General features: G+C 64.2%; 19 protein-coding genes. 11 read left to right on the plus strand and 8 right to left on the minus strand.

All coding sequences use genetic code 11. The features are described from left to right. Positions 1 to 30 precede the first annotated feature (30 nt). Positions 31 to 360, minus strand: coding sequence for a heavy-metal-associated domain-containing protein (locus tag OIM94_RS19525; protein ID WP_004213249.1), 330 nt, complete (start codon positions 358 to 360; stop codon positions 31 to 33). Between the two features lie 12 nt (positions 361 to 372). Beyond that, positions 373 to 768: a mercuric transporter MerT family protein gene (locus OIM94_RS19530; protein ID WP_014072602.1), complete on the minus strand. Its 396-nt coding sequence runs from the start codon at positions 766 to 768 to the stop codon at positions 373 to 375. A 76-nt stretch (positions 769 to 844) separates the two neighbouring features. On the opposite strand from OIM94_RS19530, the gene OIM94_RS19535 reads away from it, so the two are divergent. Both OIM94_RS19535 and OIM94_RS19540 read left to right on the plus strand, forming a co-directional pair. Continuing rightward, positions 845 to 1,267: a MerR family transcriptional regulator gene (locus OIM94_RS19535; RefSeq protein WP_014072603.1), complete on the plus strand. Its 423-nt coding sequence runs from the start codon at positions 845 to 847 to the stop codon at positions 1,265 to 1,267. A 167-nt stretch (positions 1,268 to 1,434) separates the two neighbouring features. Then, positions 1,435 to 1,995, plus strand: a complete 561-nt coding sequence (locus OIM94_RS19540; protein WP_017184234.1) for a recombinase family protein — start codon at positions 1,435 to 1,437, stop codon at positions 1,993 to 1,995. Between the two features lie 84 nt (positions 1,996 to 2,079). On the opposite strand, the gene OIM94_RS19545 is transcribed toward OIM94_RS19540, so the two are convergent. The 4 genes from OIM94_RS19545 to OIM94_RS19560 all read right to left on the minus strand — a co-directional run bounded on the left by OIM94_RS19545 (position 2,080) and on the right by OIM94_RS19560 (position 6,314). Next, positions 2,080 to 3,159 carry a Cj0069 family protein gene (locus OIM94_RS19545; protein ID WP_184106684.1) on the minus strand — a complete coding sequence of 360 codons (1,080 nt, stop codon included), beginning with the start codon at positions 3,157 to 3,159 and terminating at the stop codon, positions 2,080 to 2,082. 88 nt (positions 3,160 to 3,247) lie between these two features. After that, positions 3,248 to 3,916, minus strand: coding sequence for a superoxide dismutase (locus tag OIM94_RS19550; RefSeq protein ID WP_017184236.1), 669 nt, complete (start codon positions 3,914 to 3,916; stop codon positions 3,248 to 3,250). Between the two features lie 74 nt (positions 3,917 to 3,990). Continuing rightward, positions 3,991 to 5,388: a chromate efflux transporter gene (gene chrA / locus OIM94_RS19555; protein WP_122129123.1), complete on the minus strand. Its 1,398-nt coding sequence runs from the start codon at positions 5,386 to 5,388 to the stop codon at positions 3,991 to 3,993. Between the two features lie 2 nt (positions 5,389 to 5,390). After that, on the minus strand, positions 5,391 to 6,314 hold the full coding sequence (locus OIM94_RS19560) for a chromate resistance protein ChrB domain-containing protein (protein ID WP_008603798.1): 924 nt from the start codon (positions 6,312 to 6,314) through the stop codon (positions 5,391 to 5,393). Positions 6,315 to 6,509: 195 nt separating this feature from the next. Here OIM94_RS19560 and OIM94_RS19565 point away from each other — a divergent pair, with 195 nt between their 5' ends. The 5 genes from OIM94_RS19565 (at position 6,510) to OIM94_RS19580 (ending at position 9,602) form a co-directional block, all read left to right on the plus strand. Further along, a complete protein-coding gene (locus tag OIM94_RS19565; RefSeq protein WP_264610250.1) occupies positions 6,510 to 7,400 on the plus strand; it encodes a DUF1259 domain-containing protein in 891 nt (296 codons plus the stop codon). Then, on the plus strand, positions 7,397 to 7,801 hold the full coding sequence (locus OIM94_RS19570; RefSeq protein WP_228165648.1) for a PepSY domain-containing protein: 405 nt from the start codon (positions 7,397 to 7,399) through the stop codon (positions 7,799 to 7,801). Before OIM94_RS19565 ends, OIM94_RS19570 begins: the two co-directional genes overlap by 4 nt. Positions 7,802 to 7,876: 75 nt before the next feature. Continuing rightward, positions 7,877 to 8,203, plus strand: coding sequence for a Rap1a/Tai family immunity protein (locus tag OIM94_RS20215; RefSeq protein WP_223178489.1), 327 nt, complete (start codon positions 7,877 to 7,879; stop codon positions 8,201 to 8,203). Between the two features lie 257 nt (positions 8,204 to 8,460). Further along, complete coding sequence (locus OIM94_RS20220) at positions 8,461 to 8,847, plus strand: thermonuclease family protein (RefSeq protein WP_413716419.1); 387 nt, start codon at positions 8,461 to 8,463, stop codon at positions 8,845 to 8,847. Positions 8,848 to 8,954: 107 nt separating this feature from the next. Then, the gene (locus tag OIM94_RS19580; protein WP_066721810.1) at positions 8,955 to 9,602 is read left to right on the plus strand and encodes a hypothetical protein; all 648 of its coding nucleotides are present in this window, start codon (positions 8,955 to 8,957) and stop codon (positions 9,600 to 9,602) included. Between the two features lie 938 nt (positions 9,603 to 10,540). Here the strand turns inward: OIM94_RS19580 and OIM94_RS19585 are convergent. Both OIM94_RS19585 and OIM94_RS19590 read right to left on the minus strand, forming a co-directional pair. Next, positions 10,541 to 10,732, minus strand: coding sequence for a hypothetical protein (locus tag OIM94_RS19585; RefSeq protein WP_053556559.1), 192 nt, complete (start codon positions 10,730 to 10,732; stop codon positions 10,541 to 10,543). 438 nt (positions 10,733 to 11,170) lie between these two features. Next, the gene (locus OIM94_RS19590) at positions 11,171 to 11,557 is read right to left on the minus strand and encodes a MerR family transcriptional regulator (RefSeq protein WP_019368266.1); all 387 of its coding nucleotides are present in this window, start codon (positions 11,555 to 11,557) and stop codon (positions 11,171 to 11,173) included. Between the two features lie 73 nt (positions 11,558 to 11,630). Here OIM94_RS19590 and OIM94_RS19595 point away from each other — a divergent pair, with 73 nt between their 5' ends. The 4 genes from OIM94_RS19595 (at position 11,631) to OIM94_RS19610 (ending at position 15,156) form a co-directional block, all read left to right on the plus strand. Then, a complete protein-coding gene (locus OIM94_RS19595; RefSeq protein ID WP_053556561.1) occupies positions 11,631 to 12,281 on the plus strand; it encodes a cation transporter in 651 nt (216 codons plus the stop codon). Positions 12,282 to 12,346: 65 nt separating this feature from the next. Beyond that, entirely contained in the window at positions 12,347 to 12,640 is a 294-nt protein-coding gene (locus OIM94_RS19600) for a hypothetical protein (RefSeq protein WP_066721798.1), read from the plus strand. A gap of 60 nt (positions 12,641 to 12,700) precedes the next feature. Next, a complete protein-coding gene (locus OIM94_RS19605; protein ID WP_264610252.1) occupies positions 12,701 to 13,978 on the plus strand; it encodes a TolC family protein in 1,278 nt (425 codons plus the stop codon). Further along, on the plus strand, positions 13,978 to 15,156 hold the full coding sequence (locus OIM94_RS19610) for an efflux RND transporter periplasmic adaptor subunit (protein WP_126002930.1): 1,179 nt from the start codon (positions 13,978 to 13,980) through the stop codon (positions 15,154 to 15,156). Before OIM94_RS19605 ends, OIM94_RS19610 begins: the two co-directional genes overlap by 1 nt. The last annotated feature ends 1 nt before the right edge of the window (position 15,157 follow it).

The raw sequence follows: 15,157 nt of genomic DNA on the forward strand, positions 1-15,157 counted from the left end.
CGCTTTCTTGAGGCGCTGGCGGCGCCCCGCTCAGTTTTGAATAGCGCGCGCCGGATAACCCGCGTTGGTTGATGCAGCGGCAATCGCAGCAGCATTGGTGCGGCGCGGGTTATAGGTTGCGCGCGCGGTCTTGGCTGCGAAATCGACCGTGACCGCCGTTACCCCGGCGACGCCTTCCATCGCCTTCTTCACGGTGATCGGGCAGGTGGCGCAGGTCATGTTCTCTATGGCAAAGGTGGTTTGCTTCTGAGCGGTTGCGGTAGCCGCGGGGCGATCTTGCGCCGTGCCACTAACTGCATAGGCGACCCCGCCGCCAGCCATAGCCAGCACGGCCATAGCGATACATACTGTCTTTTTCATGGGTATTTCCTTTCAATAGAACCAGGGTGCCCACCAGTCGATGGTGAGCGCCAGGATGGCGACGGCAAGGCCCAGCCACAGCACCGCCTTGGTGGTCCAAGCCGATTGTGGACGAGCGCAGTAGGAACCGTCTTCACAGGGCGGTTTCGGCTTGAAATAGACATGCCAGAAGCCGTAGCCGAGCAGCGCGAGCGTTACGCCTGCGACATAGGGCTTGTAAGGTTCGAGCGCCGTCAGGTTGGCGATCCACGCGCCGGAAATTCCGAGCATAACCAACAGTAGCGGGACGACGCAGCAAGCCGAGGCGAGCCCCGCGCCGATCAATGCGCCCGCCGCAACCCAGTTTGCCTGCTTCGGCTCGTGGTTTTCGGTGAGGGCTGGCTGTCCCGCTTCCGGCGTTGAGACCATGGCTTGAATCCCTTGTTCCAACTGAGTGATTCGCAGTGTAGGCTCTGTAGCCACTACAGACTCAAGAGGTATTTTCATGGAGCAACAGGTCGGCATCTTGCGTGCCCAGCTTGCCCGGAAAACAGGCTGCAATCTCGAAACCATCCGCTATTACGAGAAGGTGGGATTGCTGCCGGGGCCGCCTCGCAGTTCCAACGGCTACCGCGTCTATTCGCCGGAACTGGTGCAAAGGTTGCAGTTCATCCTGCGCGCGCGCGACCTTGGCTATGCAATGGATGAGATACGGTCATTGTTGTCGCTCACCGATACCGGTGCACAAACCTGCGCGGAGGTTATGGCGAGAACCGAACTCCACCTTGAAGATGTCCGCCGCCGCATTGCAGATTTGCAGAAGATAGAGGTGACGCTGGCGACCACGTTAGCCAGATGCACTGGAGATGACGTTGCCGAATGTCCCATCCTGGAAGCACTCCAGTTTTTACCCCATCAAGGCAATTGACGCCATCTTTGAGGGATTTGATTTTGTGATGTCAGCTTGGAGTATAGCCTAACCGGACGTCAGGATGCAGCGGCGGTTTCTGTCAGGATAGGGTTATGGCAAGCATTTATTGACGCATGTTCCGCCGTGTCATAGAATTCAACCTGACATTTTGACCGGAGGCGGCGATGAAAGGCCAGAGGATCGGTTACGTCCGGGTGAGCACATTCGATCAGAATGTCGATCGCCAGTTGGACGGGCAGTCGCTCGACCGGATTTTCACCGACAAGGCATCGGGCAAGGACATCAACCGCCCCGAACTCGATGCCATGCTCGCCTTCGCCCGCGAGGGTGACACCGTCGTGGTCCACAGCATGGATCGATTGGCGCGTAATCTCGACGATCTGCGCAAACTGGTTCAGTCCCTCACCAAAAGAGGCGTCCGGATCGAGTTCGTGAAGGAAAGCCTGGCCTTCTCGGGCGAGGATTCCCCGATGGCCAACCTGATGCTCTCGGTCATGGGTGCGTTCGCCGAATTCGAGCGCGCCCTGATCCGGGAGCGGCAGCGCGAAGGCATTGCGGTCGCCAGACAACGCGGTGCTTATCGCGGGCGGAAACGTTCCCTCTCCGACGAAATGGTCGCCGAGCTGCACCGCCGTGTTGATGACGGCGAGCGCAAGGCCGTCATCGCCCGTGACCTGGGGATCAGTCGCGAAACCCTCTACCAGTATCTCCGCGCTGCCACCTGAGCCGGTTTCACCCAGCCTCGCTCACCCTTAGGCTTGTCTGATTGATACGACCAATGTCACGTCTCTTGAATTGCTTGAATCATATCAATGAGGATTGGAGGTCTCCTTCGTCAAACGAATGGCAAGAACGCGACCGATTGCCGCTGCGGCGACTGGCTGGACGGCGCTTGGCGGAAATGGTGCAACCGAACTAGCATTGATCTCGCAAAGCGCATAGGAGCCATCGCTGATGGCTTCACCAGGGCGAAATAGGAAGTCGGCGTCCCAAAGAAGCGGAAGATCGTGGTCGGCGATCGACAGCAACCTTTGCATCTCTGGAATCCAGCGATCCTCCATCGCTTTCCGTAAGGCTGCGAAGCGCGTCACCTCCGGTCCGAACATGGCGCGGCCCATCGGCTGTGGGGTTGACGACGTTGTATCAATGGCCGTTGGCGTCATCAGCGCAGTGATCAGGTTGTGCCCAAAGCCAACCACTCGGTGCCCGCACACGTAGCAGCGGACCATGCCCTCGGACGACTGCGGCTGATAAGCCTGATCGATCAGCACGCCGCCGTCGTTTAGAAACGGCACCCACCTTTCCAAGCACTCGGCTAGGCTGATGCGCTCCGATTTGCTTCCTTGGCGGGCCTCTTGAACTTTCACCGACGTTTTCAAAGCCGGAGCGTTTCCCGCTTCGTCTAGTTGGACACGCCATACATTCCTGCCGCCGTTGCCGTAGTTCGGCTTCAGCACGCGCGGGCCTGCGGCAAGATGTTCGGGGAAACGAGCGCGAAGGCCTTCAGCGTCCACGTATCGATCGACATCGCTGCCCCATTCCATGGATCGCGTTGTGTAGAGCACTTCCTTGACGCCGATTTTGGCGATCACGTCAGGATGCGCGCTGACGACAACGCCGCACCCCGCGACTTCGCGCAGCATTGGATCGAGCTGCGAGCGGTCGCCTGAAATGTCCAACGGATTCACCCAGACCAGCACTGTGTCGCACGACAGCAGCTCGTCCCGAATCTCGCGAACCGCCTCGTCCCTGTACAGTACAGGCCTTGCGGTCGCCCCGAGCGCCCGCAAGGCCTGCATTATCGGCCACTGCCGGGCTTCATGAAAGCGATGCGTCCACTCGGCTGCTTGCCCACGCCAAAGAAGAGCGATGTTCGGGCCGGATGTCATTGTTGCATCTCCCCATCGGACCTGTCCCCTTTGTGGTCGCGAACTCAGGTGTCGCGCAGCAGTGGGTGTTAAGCCACGGCGGTCGGGTTCAGCCGCCGCCGCGCAAAGCCGCGGCATAGCGCCGGTCGACCACTTCCCAGTCGATGTTGCGGAAGAAGGCGTCGACATATTTGGCGGCGGCGGTGCCGTAATCCATGTGGAAACTGTGCTCGTACATATCGAGCGCGAGCAGCGGCACGCCGGCAATCGCACCGTGCATATGATCCCACGCCCAATGGTTGTGCAGCGAGCGCGTGTGGAGATTGTAGACGAGCACGCACCAGCCCGATCCGCCGGCAAGGCTCATCCCGGTACGGCGGAAGTCGGCTTCCCAGCGGTCGAACGAGCCGAACGCCGCGCCCAGCGCGTCGCGGATGGAACCGGCTGCCTGGCCGTTGCCGCCGAGCCCGTCGAAATAGACCTCATGGAGCACCACCGAGCCGGTGCGGTGCAGCTCCTCGCGCTTCAATCCGCCATAGACCACCGGCGGCAGGTCCGTGTCAGCGAGCGCGGCGGCAAGTCGTGTCTCGATCATATTCAGGGCCTTGACCGAGCCCGCATAATTGTTCTCGTGGTGCGATGTGATCAGCCTTTCGGAGAGGCCGTGAAGCCTGGCGGGATTGAACCTGAGCGGCTTGACCTGATGATTTCCGGCAAAGGCGGGGACAGCCGCCGGCGCTGCGGCCGGCGTCTGCGCAGAGGCTTCGTTGATAGTCATGGCGGCGGCTCCGATGCCAAGAGTTGCGATTGCACTGCGTCGGGAAAGATGGTCGATCGTCACGCGTCACTCCTTCAGATGATCATTACATATGCGGCCCCGAGGACCGAGCAGACGCCGAGCACCGGCAGCATGCCGGCCTTGAACCGGAACATGGCGAGTATCGCACCCACCGCGAGCGCCAGCGCCGGCCAGTTGACGGACGTTAGGACTGGGAGATCGATGGTGCCGGCTGCGAACGGCACTTCGCGGACTTGCTCGAACAGAGTGTGGATACCAAACCAGACCGCCAGATTGAGGATCACGCCGACCACTGCGGCGGTGATCGCCGAAAGCGCGGCCGACAATGCGCGGTTGCCGCGCAGCCGCTCGATGAATGGCGCGCCGGCGAAGATCCACAGGAAGCATGGCAGGAAGGTAACCCAGGTGGTGAGGATTGCGCCGAAGGTCGCGGCGACGAGCGGCGGCAGCCCGGTCGCTTCGCGGAAGGCCGCGAGGAAGCCGACGAACTGCGTCACCATGATCAGCGGCCCGGGCGTGGTCTCGGCCATGCCGAGCCCGTCGAGCATCTCGCCGGGCTGGAGCCAGCCATAGGTCTCGACTGCCTCCTGCGCGACATAGGCGAGCACCGCATAGGCGCCGCCGAAGGTCATCACCGCCATCTGGCTGAAGAAGGTGGCGATGCGGCTGAACACGTCGTCGGGGCCGAACGCGAACAGCAGCGCTGCGACCGGCCCGAGCCAGAGCAGCAGCAGGACGCCGGAGATGCGCAGCGACCAAGAGAGGTTCGGCCGGGCATGGTCGGGAAGGCCCTCGCCAAGAGCGGTGTCGCGGTCGTGGATTATCTCAGCGCCGGCGGGACCATGTCCGCCGCCGCCCTTGAATGCGGCGTAACCAGCGCGGCCACTGAAGAAGCCGATCAGCGCGGCGGCAAGCACGATCAGCGGGAAGGGCACGTCGAGCACGAAGATCGCGACGAACGCCAGCGCGGCAAAACCGCGCATGACGTTGTTCTTCAAGGCACGCGAACCCACCCGGACCACCGCCTGTAGCACCACCGCCAGCACGGCGGCCTTCAATCCGAAGAACAATCCCTCGACCAGCGGCACTTCGCCGAGCAGCACATAGACATAGCTGAGCCCTAAAATCGCGAGGAAGCCGGGCAGCACGAATAGCGCGCCCGCGACCAGGCCCCCCTTGGTCTTATGGAGCAACCAGCCAATATAGACAGCTAGCTGTTGCGCTTCAGGGCCGGGCAGCAGCATGCAATAGTTGAGCGCGTGGAGGAACCGCTCCTCGCCGATCCAGCGCTTCTCCTCGACCAGGATGCGATGCATCACCGCTATCTGGCCCGCCGGTCCGCCGAAGCTGAGCAGCGCGACCCTGATCCAGACGCGCACCGCCTCGCCAAAGCTGATGCCGTGCTCGTGCAGCGTCTCGACTGCGATTTCAGCGCGTGCGCTGGCCTCCATCTTTAGTCCTCTTTTCGCCGGGTGAAGTGAGCATAGAATCCGTCGAGCGCGGTCGATCCGCGCGCGATCCGCTCCTCGTCGTCGTCGGTGCCGGCACAGATGCCGGCGATAAGCGCGCTCACTCCCGGAGTTTCCGGGCGCTCGAACCGAGCATCGGCAATATCAAGGTCGTGAACAATTTCGCCGAGCGCCCGCAGCGCGGGGTCGGTCTCGAGACCGGTGAGGAACACCAAGGTCTCGAAGGAGCAGCGGTCGCCTTCGTGGGTGAACTCAGCGTCCGCCATGTCGAACCTCAGTTCGTCAGGCTCCGGCACATATCCTTTGCCCTCGACGAACTTGAAGCTCGCCTCGGGGTCGATGAAGCGGCGAATGAGCCAGGCGGACGCGATGCGATCGACATGGACATGGCGGCGCGTCACCCAAACGCGGCGCTTTAGCTCCGCCGGGGTCAGCTCGGGCGCACCGGGGCCGCTCACATCGGGATGTTGGTGAGAGCGCCGGTCCGCCTCGGTGATGGCGGCCTGTGCCGCCTGCCGACCATGCGCACCGAAAAAGTCGATCGCGGCGACCTCGTTCAGGCGTTTGCGCAGGCGGCCCACATCCGCCGCCGCGACATACTCGCCCTCACACAGCGCGCGCGCCTCGCGTGCCAACTCCTCATAGTCGGCGTCACGCGCAGCGTCGAACACTCCGCGCAGCTCCGCATCGCCCATGCCGCCGACAAGGCGCGCTTCGAGGATCAGCGCCTCGCCGCCATTTTCGGTGATCTCGCGATGCAGTTCTTCGAACAGCGCGCGCGTGTCCTCGCGATTGGGGAGCGCATGGACGGCGTTCTTGAGCGGCGCGGCCCCGATCGCCTGCAAACGCCGCCAGACCTTCACCCGCAAATAGGCAGGCTTAGCCGGAAGCTGCGGGATCAGGAGCAACCAAGGGGAAGCTTGTGTGTTTGTCATAGTTGTATCGTCACTAGCCTACAAGTGTAAGGGTTGCATCACAAGCCTCATGAGCATAGGACTGCTTATCCCGAAGAAAGAAACCGGAGCGCAATGTCGCGGCTCGCCGGCGGCGCGCTCGCATGACGTGAGGCTTTCCGTGTCGAGTGCGCTGATGAAGGATCAATTATGCTGAAAAAGACCATCGCCTTGGGATTCGCCAGCCTCCTGCTGGCAAGCCCGGCATGGGCAGCGCCGGACTGGTCGGCTGTCGACCGGGCGATAGGACGAGCGGGGGCCGAACAGCCGGGGGGCGTTCACCGCTACAGCTTCCCGCGTTCGGACCTGAGCGTCACGCTGGATGGGGTGACGATCAAGCCCTCCCTCGCGCTCGGCTCTTGGGCGGCGTTTCAGCCGATGGGCGACGAGGCGATGGTGATGGGCGATCTCGTGCTGACCCACGACGAGGTGAACCCCGTTTTGAGCCGCCTGCTCGCAAGCGGTTTTACGATCACCGCGCTCCACAATCACCTGCTCCGCTCTTCGCCTGCGACCATGTACATGCACATTGCCGGCCACGGCGACCCGGTGAAGCTCGCGGCCGCGCTCCGGCAAGCGCTATCAGCCAGTCGGACCCCGCTCGCCGCGCCGCAATCGCCTTCGGCCAGCGCAGCCGCATCGCGGCTCGACCTCGATGTGGCCGCGCTCAACCGGTTGATGGGCGGTGAGGGCAAGACGGCCGGTGGCATCCTCCAATACAGCTTTCCGCGCGCCGAGCGGCTGATGGACGGCGATATGGAGACTCCGCCGACGATGGGCACGGCGACCGCGATCAACTTTCAGCCAACCGGGGACGGCCGAGCCGCCATCACCGGCGATTTCGTACTTGTCGCAAACGAGGTCGATCCGGTCCTGCGCGTGCTGCGGACGAACGGGATCGAGGTCACGGCGCTGCATAATCATATGTTAAACGACGAGCCGCGGCTGTTCTTCATGCACTTCTGGGCCAACGACGACGCAACCAAGCTCGCCCGTGGGCTGCGCGCGGCGCTCGACAGGATGAACATTCAGAGGAGTTGAACTCGGACGACGGCTCATTGGGCCGTAACCGCCGCCCGCCCGACCCCACGGCCCTTATGCAGGAAGTGGAATGGAACATGGCTAGCAAACGAACTCTCACTGTTGTCGCAGGCGTGGGCGCGGCCGCGCTGGCGATCGCGGGCGTGGCGATCGCGCAAAACCACGAGGCGAACGAAAACCGGATAATCGGCAAGCACAGCGAACGAGACATCCCGCTTGCTCAGGTGCCCGAGGCCGCGATGAACGCGGCACGCGCGCAACTCGCGTCAATAAGCAAAGCGGAGCAAGTCACCCGAAAGGCGGACGGAAGCACGCTCTATGAAATCAAGGGCAAGAACAGCGACGGAAAGACGATCGAACTGTTCGTCACGCCCGAAGGCCAGGTGCTCGGCCGCGAATGATGGATCAGCACGGGGCGCCGGCCGTCGAGGGCCGTGCGCCCCTTCCGAAATGATACTGCGGAATAGGAGACGAAAATGCGGCCAAGGCGATGGATATTGTTATGCGCCGCTTTGGCCGCCCTGCCTGATAGTGCGATCGGCCAAACCGAACCCGCGTCGGCGACGGGCTCGGCGTTGTTCGTAAGCTGTCAAGCGAATGAGCCGCGATGCGGCGCTTACCTCCAAGGCGTGCTCGACATGATGATCGTCGCGCGAAAAGCGGAATGCCGCGCTCCACGCTATGACCGATCGGCGCTGCGCGCGGCATATTTACGCTGGGCGGAGCAGAATAGCTATTTTATGAGTGTTCATATGGTGGCCGGAGCTGAACGCTCGTTAGCGAAGGCTTGGCCATGTCAGTAGCATCGTACCCCGCGGCGTAGCCTGCCCGGCGGCTGCCTTTGAGGGCAGGCGGAGCGTCCGCCTGGCGGTGAATTCCGCCAGCTCAACGATCCCATGTCGCGCCTCAAGCTCGCTAATTAGCCGATGTTCGCATTATGTCTGCCAAATCGTTGTCTGGCGCACAAACCTTGAGGTGACGCCCAGGTCAGCGCGACCGCGACGGCTTCGAGGCGCAGGCGCACGCGATCGACGGGGACACGATTGCCGTCGATTTCCGCCTGTTTGGCGCGGATGCCGTCGAGCGCAAAGCGCTCTGCGCGAAGGGTTCGTCCTGTTGGCCCTGCGGCAAGGCCGCCCAGGACTTCGCATCCAAGCTGATGAAGCGAGGCCCCGTGTCGATCCGGTTGACGGGACAGCAGAGCTATGGGCGGCCGATCGCTGCCGTCGACGTAGGCGGCCAGGACCTCGGAGAAGCGATGATCGCCGCCGGATACGCCGTGCCGACACCCAACTTCCTGAAGACCGATCCTTCCCGCGCGCGGCGCTACCAGGCCGCGTTTGACCAGGCAGAAGCGAAGCACCTTGGCATCCATGGCGGCGATTTCATCGAGCCGAGCCGCTGGCGGAAGGGCGCGCGGCTCTCTTGCGAGCGGCGCAGGCGCTAGCAACTACCCTGCTCCGCACTGGTCGGGAGCTCGCAGGACGCTCAGGAGGAGAGGGGGAAGGGAAGGGGAGAGCGTGATTTCGCGCTCCGCTTCCCCGGAGACATCCCATGACCTTCGATGTTGCTTTCCGCCACCAGCAGGCCCTCGATCCCAGTGCGCTGACCACGATTGGCAGCACGCTCCACGCGATCAGCAAGGCCATGGACGACTGCCGGAACGCCGGCGTAAGCGCAGAGGAAGATCCTGCAGTCATTCTTCTGGCGCGCCATTTCGCCGCGGTATGTGACACGCGACCCGGCCCCGTCGAGCTGCAGGGCAGGTGCATGCAGGCGATCAAGGAACTGCGGGGCGCGCCAGTCCTGGTGACGCTCGCGCACCGCGGCGTGGACTTCGATGCACCAGCGAAGAACGCCTTCCACTCAGAGGGGCAGAAGGCGATGCGCGCGCTGGCCAAGGCCCTGCAGCTGGAAAGCGGGCAGTACGAGGTACGGTCCTGCCGGGGCGGTCCCGCAGTCTCGGGCGAGATCATCCTCCACACGGAGAAGTGCTACGTGCAGCTCAGCCTGGGCCTGTGCGGTCTCGATAGGGAAGTCCTCTACCGGACCTGCCGGGGACGTGCCGATTATACCGGCGGCCGCAACCACTTCGCCGGCGTTCGCGAACTGGTGGATCCGCAGCGGTTCGCACGGCGGATCGTCCACGAGCTGCAGCTCGACTACGCCATGCCGGATCAGGCGGAAACGCTCTTCGGCTAACCGCACCCCGAGGGCGCGGCGCGCCGGCTCCCTCCCCAACTCTACGGTATGTGAGGCGACCATGAGCGTCCCTTCTGCTCGTTTGACGAACCTACACCCGCGCCTGTGGGCCCCGTTCTCCATCGTGGCCTACCCTTATGGCTTCCATGCGTGGCCGGAAGAATGGGCTGAGCCGGTATGGGAGCCGCATGCACGGGTAATCACCGCCGCAGGATCGAGCTCGCAGAAGCTTGGCGAGTGCGCGACGCTCGACGATGCTCTCGCGGCCTGCTGGGAGCATCTGGTGAAGCTAGGCCAGGACTAGCCGCTCAAGACTGCGCGCGATTTCGATGATAATTCAACCACGATGGGATGTAGGTCGATGGAACAGTTCGATCCCACCTCTGCGGCGACGTGGATGGCGCGCGGCCGCAGCGCCTGCGATGCCGAGACCCTGGCATCAATTTGGCGGGAATATCCAGACTTGCCGCCGAGCGCGGCTCTCGACGAACGGATGCTTCGCACGCGCGCCCGCGTTGCCGCAATGCGGCCGATGCACGACGCGATGCAGAAGGAGCAGGAGCGGGCCCGCCGTGCGCGGAACTTTGCATTTATCGAGGGGAAGGCTGACGCCGGCACGATCGACGATCGCGATCTGGCCATCCTCCGGGGACGGGACACACATAGGCTCGATTGGAACGAGGCGGTCCGATATGCGGAGGGGTGGTACGCAGCGCGATCCGGATGGGCGTATCGAGAGTGCCGGCGAGATGACGGTGAGAAGGCCAGCGAGAGGGCCGCCTACGATGTCGGTTTCAGCGACGGAGGCGGCGATCGGGGTGATGTATTCGACGCTGCCCGGCGAGCGTTCATCGCCGCCGCGCCGTCGACCACCGCCGCGACCGAGCCTCAGCCGCGGAGCTCGAGGCCATTGCCGAGCACCTGGTTGGGGGAATGGATCAGCCTTCGAGGCTTGCCAGCTCGTCGAACTCGGCTGATGCGCGGGTCGCGGCGTCGCCTGCGTAGGTCGCGCCGGATCGTGGATAGAAGAACACGCGGTCGCCTTTGGCGTAGGGGGTGCCGTCTGCACTGGTCCCGCCCACCTTGGCCCGTTTCCAGTAGGGATCGCCCTTGTATCGGGTGTAAGCCATTGTCCTTTCTCCTTCTTCCTGCGGCTGAAAGCCGGTTGCCGCAGCGACCGGGTCTGCCTCTCCGGCGAGGAGCGGGATGGGGAGGGAGGAGGAAAATCGATGGCCTTGGCGCGGGCAGGCCGCCCTAGCGCGGCCGACGCCCATCAGGGCGTCGGGTGCCGCGCTTGGCGGACAACACGGGGGCGTCTATTTTCCTTCGGGAACGAAAGGGCAGCAGCCCTTGGTGTTCCCCGCGCTGGCGGGCCTCCGGGGGAGGGCCGCGGCGCTAGGCGAGTGAAGTCGCGCCCATCGGGCAGCGGCGACAGGTGTGCCATGTGGCACACCTCACGCGAGGATCGTTACCCTTTGGGCCGAGACGCCGGCACGGTGGCTCGGTCGGCGCACGCCAGGGCGCCGATAGAGCCGTGCCCGGCAGGGTCGCGCCCAACTTGGTTTGGTTCAATGCGACAGGGCGTCGATAACCTTGCATTCGGCAACGATGCTGGCGTTGCAGGTGTCACCCCACTGCGCGATTTCCGACCTCAGCGCTGTAAGGTCGGCCAGCTTGCGATCGATTTCCGCGATGTGGACCGCAGCTATCTGGTCGGCCTCGGCACAGGAACCGCGCGGATCATCTGAAAGCCGCAGGAGCGCACGAACCTGATCCAGGGTGAAACCCAGATCACGCGAGCGTTTGATGAACGACAGGCGATCAAGGTGCGAGCGATCATAGAGTCGATAGTTGCCACCGCTACGGATGGGAGCGGGAACCAGCCCTTCTGCCTCGTAGAAACGGACCGTCTCTATCTTCAACCCAGTGCGCTTTGCGATCTCACCGATTTTCATCGCCGAACCTCTTGACCCTCTAGTAGGATGAGGGTTCATATAGGGCGTCTGATCCACGAATCGAGCTTCGATAATGGCAGACGCATGTTGCTCATCAAAACGCGACACGATCGCGGAACTTGGTCGCAAGGCCGAGCAGCGCCGCGTGCTCATCATCGTGATGCTCATCAATCTCGCGATGTTCGTGGTCGAGTTTGGCGGCGGCGTCGTCGCGCGTTCCTCTGCCTTGATGGCGGATTCGGTCGACATGTTCGGCGACGCGGTGGTCTATGCGCTCAGTCTCTATGCATTGCATCGGGGTGCGCGCTGGGAGGCGGGGGCAGCACTGGCGAAGGGTGGCATCATCCTGGCTTTCGGCGTCGCAGTCATTTTCGAGATCGCTGACAAGATTGCGAACGGCGTTCCTCCGGCATCGGGCTTGATGCTCGGGGTTGGCAGCGCCGCGCTGGTTGCGAACCTGATCTGCCTCGCGCTGCTCTGGCGCTTCCGCCGCGAGAATGTGAACATGTCGAGCACGTTCGAGTGCTCGCGCAATGATGTCGCGTCAAACGTCGGGGTTCTCGCGGCTGCCGGATTAGTCGGCCTGACCGGCTCGGCTTGGCCGGACATCATCGTCGGCGGGTTGATCGCCGTGATCTTCCTGCGCTCGGCATGGCGCGTGCTTGGGGAAGCCTGGCCGGCATGGCGTGCCGCGAAGGCACCGGCTCGCGAGTTATTGCAATGACATGGAAACCTTTCCGTGATAGGGGCGGGTTCGTGCGAGCCTTTTTGCCTCTCCTCACATGCCTGATGCTGGTCCTAACCAGCTTCTCCGGCATGGCTCATGCCGCCGATTTGGCGGGGGGAAGCATCGCGGGCGTTGAGTTTACCGTTCATACCGCCGGCGACATCGACGAGGTGCCGTCGGATTCGGACAAGAACGTCCCGCACCATCACAACTGTCATGGTCATGATGTTGGTGCGCCGTCGCGCATGACGATGGAATATACCCACGTCCTCACGATGCCCAAGCCGACAATCTCCGCCTCTGCGTCGCTCGATGGCCGCACTGGCATGGTCCATTTGAGGCCCCCCCAAGCCTGACGTCCGATTTGGGCGCGCATTGGCGCGCCCCTGTCGATCATCGTCAGGAGTCCTATTTTCATGCATCGTATCCTCGCGGCCATGCTGGCCGCAGCGTCGTGCGCCACTATGGCGCAGGCGCAGGTCGGACCATCCGCGCCTTTTGCGCAGGACGCGCCGGTCTACACACTTGACCAAGCGGTCAGTGCAGCGGGCGGTTCGGCCCCTGCTGCCGAAGCGGCGACAACTGCGGTCGATGCGGCCCGTGCGGGCCGCACGGTCGCCGGACTGCGGCCCAACCCGGTTTTCCAAGGCCAGGTTGAGAATGTCATCGGCTCGGGGCCGTATCGTGGGGTCCGCAGCGCGGAATCCACGGTCGGCTTTGCGATCCCGATCGAGCTAGGCGGCAAGCGCGGCGCCCGCGTCGCGGTCGCCAATGCGCAATTGTCCCGGGCCGAAATCCAGGCCGCGATCATCGCGGCAGATGTCCGGCTTCAGGTGACGCAGCTTTATGTCGAGGCGGTCGCGGCCGATCGCCGGGTTACAACAGCCCGCGACCAGGCCCGGATCGCCAGCGACGCGCTGCGGGCCGCGAGCGTTCGCGTGCAGGCGGGGCGGGCCTCCCCGCTCGAGCAACAGCGCGCAGATGTCGCGCGCATCAATGCCGACGCCAATGTGGAGCGGCAGCTTCGCTTGGCGGAGGCGGCGCGGGCCAATCTGGCGCGCCGGATCGGTCGACCGATTGACGGTGCGCTCGATGACACGCTGCTCGATCGCCTGCCGGGGGCGAACATCTATGGACCGGTGGCACCGGTCGAGGCGACCGGCACGCTCGCGCTGGCGGCGGCGAACGCGGATTTCTCGATCGCGGAAGCGGGCGTTCGGCTTGCTCGCGCCAATCGCGTCCCTGACCTCAATGTCGGGCCTGCGATCCGCCGACTGGAAGCGACCAATGACATGGCGGCGGTGTTCACCGTGTCGATCCCGATCCCAGTGTTCAATAATGGTCGCGCGGCGATCGCGCAGGCGACCGCGCAGCGGACGCAGGCGGATGCACAACGTCGCGTGACCGCGCTCGACATCGAACAGGCGATCACGGACGCGCAGGCGCAGGCGGCCAATGCCGCAACGACGGCTCGTGCGGCGTCGGGGCCAGCGCTGGCGGCTGCACAGGAGGCGGCCCGCATCGCGCGGATCGGTTATCGCGAGGGCAAGTTCGGCCAGCTCGAACTGCTCGATGCGGAACGCACACTCGCTGAAACGCGGGTCGCCGCGATCGATGCGCTCGCCAAGTACCAGAATGCCCGCGCGCAAGTGGAGCGACTGACCGCTCCTGCGCCGAATGGGAGAAATCAGTGATTAAGAGTTTCTATCTCGCGGGCGCGGCGTCGCTCGCCCTGCTGTTGGCTGCCTGTGGTGGCAAGGACGCCGGGAACGAGGCGGCCGCCAATGGGGCGGCCGGCAACGAAGCGGCTGCTAGCGCGGAAAAGGGCGGTGCCGAAGGCGGCCACGCCTATGAAGGCGTCGTCACATTGGGTTCCGATCAGATCGCGGCGGCGGGCGTCCAGGTCGGACGGCCGATCATCGGCGGAGCCGGAACGATCGAGCTTCCCGCGATCATCGAGGGCGACCCCCAAGGGACGCAAGTCGTCTCGGCCGCGATCGCGGGACGAGTGGTCGCGCTGACGCGCAACCTTGGCCAGTCGGTCGGGCGCGGCCAGACCATCGCGGTGATCGAGAGCCGCGAGGCGGCGCAGATCAAGGGCGAGGTCGAGGCAGCACGGGCACGGCTTCAGCTCGCCAATTCGAACCTCGTGCGCGAGCAGCGGCTTTTCGCCCAGAAGGTATCCCCTGAGCAGGATCTGATCGCTGCCCGCACGGCGGCGACGGAAGCGCGGATCGCGCTGACTCAGGCGCAGAGCATGGTGTCGGCCGCCGGTGTCGGCGGCGGCGGTCTCAACCGGCTCGGCATCGCCGCGCCGATCTCGGGCCAGATCATTGCTCGCCCCGTGACGCTGGGACAGACGGTCGCGGCGGACGCGGAACTCTATCGCATTGCGAACCTGAGCCAGGTGTCGATCGCCCTCAACCTGAAGGCTGAGGATGCGGGTCGGGTGCGTCCCGGCAACACGGTGCTGGTCAAGGCGGCGGGCCGTCAGGCGACCGCGCGCGTCACTTTCGTGTCGCCGGCGCTCGATCCGCAAACGCGGCTCGTGCCCGCGCTCGCCACCCTCGACAACCGGGGCGGCGAATGGCGGGTCGGCGAGCCGGTGACGGCCGCCGTCCAGCTCACGGGCAGCGGCGGTAGCGGCGCAATCCGCGTGCCGACGACGGCGGTGCAGAGCTTCGAGGGCAAGTCGGTCGTGTTCGTTCGCACACCTACGGGCTTCAAGGCGACCCCGGTGCAGCTCGGCGATGCGTCGGGCGACACGGTGATCGTCCGCTCGGGTCTCACCGGCAACGAACAAATCGCCACCACCGGAAGCTTCACGCTCAAGGCCGAGATCGGCAAGGGCGAAGCGAGCCACGAGGATTAAG

This window comes from Sphingomonas sp. R1 (assembly GCF_025960285.1).
Taxonomy (GTDB): domain Bacteria; phylum Pseudomonadota; class Alphaproteobacteria; order Sphingomonadales; family Sphingomonadaceae; genus Sphingomonas.

Coding starts and splice junctions, on each gene's coding strand:
- OIM94_RS19605 (WP_264610252.1), top strand. CDS start 12,701: ATGCATCGTATCCTCGCGGCCATGCTGGCCGCAGCGTCGTGCGCCACT.
- OIM94_RS20215 (WP_223178489.1), top strand. CDS start 7,877: ATGCGGCCAAGGCGATGGATATTGTTATGCGCCGCTTTGGCCGCCCTG.
- OIM94_RS19535 (WP_014072603.1), top strand. CDS start 845: ATGGAGCAACAGGTCGGCATCTTGCGTGCCCAGCTTGCCCGGAAAACA.
- chrA (WP_122129123.1), bottom strand. CDS start 5,388: ATGGAGGCCAGCGCACGCGCTGAAATCGCAGTCGAGACGCTGCACGAG.
- OIM94_RS19530 (WP_014072602.1), bottom strand. CDS start 768: ATGGTCTCAACGCCGGAAGCGGGACAGCCAGCCCTCACCGAAAACCAC.
- OIM94_RS19595 (WP_053556561.1), top strand. CDS start 11,631: ATGGCAGACGCATGTTGCTCATCAAAACGCGACACGATCGCGGAACTT.
- OIM94_RS19545 (WP_184106684.1), bottom strand. CDS start 3,159: ATGACATCCGGCCCGAACATCGCTCTTCTTTGGCGTGGGCAAGCAGCC.
- OIM94_RS19565 (WP_264610250.1), top strand. CDS start 6,510: ATGCTGAAAAAGACCATCGCCTTGGGATTCGCCAGCCTCCTGCTGGCA.
- OIM94_RS19585 (WP_053556559.1), bottom strand. CDS start 10,732: ATGGCTTACACCCGATACAAGGGCGATCCCTACTGGAAACGGGCCAAG.
- OIM94_RS19600 (WP_066721798.1), top strand. CDS start 12,347: ATGCTGGTCCTAACCAGCTTCTCCGGCATGGCTCATGCCGCCGATTTG.
- OIM94_RS19540 (WP_017184234.1), top strand. CDS start 1,435: ATGAAAGGCCAGAGGATCGGTTACGTCCGGGTGAGCACATTCGATCAG.
- OIM94_RS19590 (WP_019368266.1), bottom strand. CDS start 11,557: ATGAAAATCGGTGAGATCGCAAAGCGCACTGGGTTGAAGATAGAGACG.
- OIM94_RS19580 (WP_066721810.1), top strand. CDS start 8,955: ATGACCTTCGATGTTGCTTTCCGCCACCAGCAGGCCCTCGATCCCAGT.
- OIM94_RS19550 (WP_017184236.1), bottom strand. CDS start 3,916: ATGACTATCAACGAAGCCTCTGCGCAGACGCCGGCCGCAGCGCCGGCG.
- OIM94_RS19525 (WP_004213249.1), bottom strand. CDS start 360: ATGAAAAAGACAGTATGTATCGCTATGGCCGTGCTGGCTATGGCTGGC.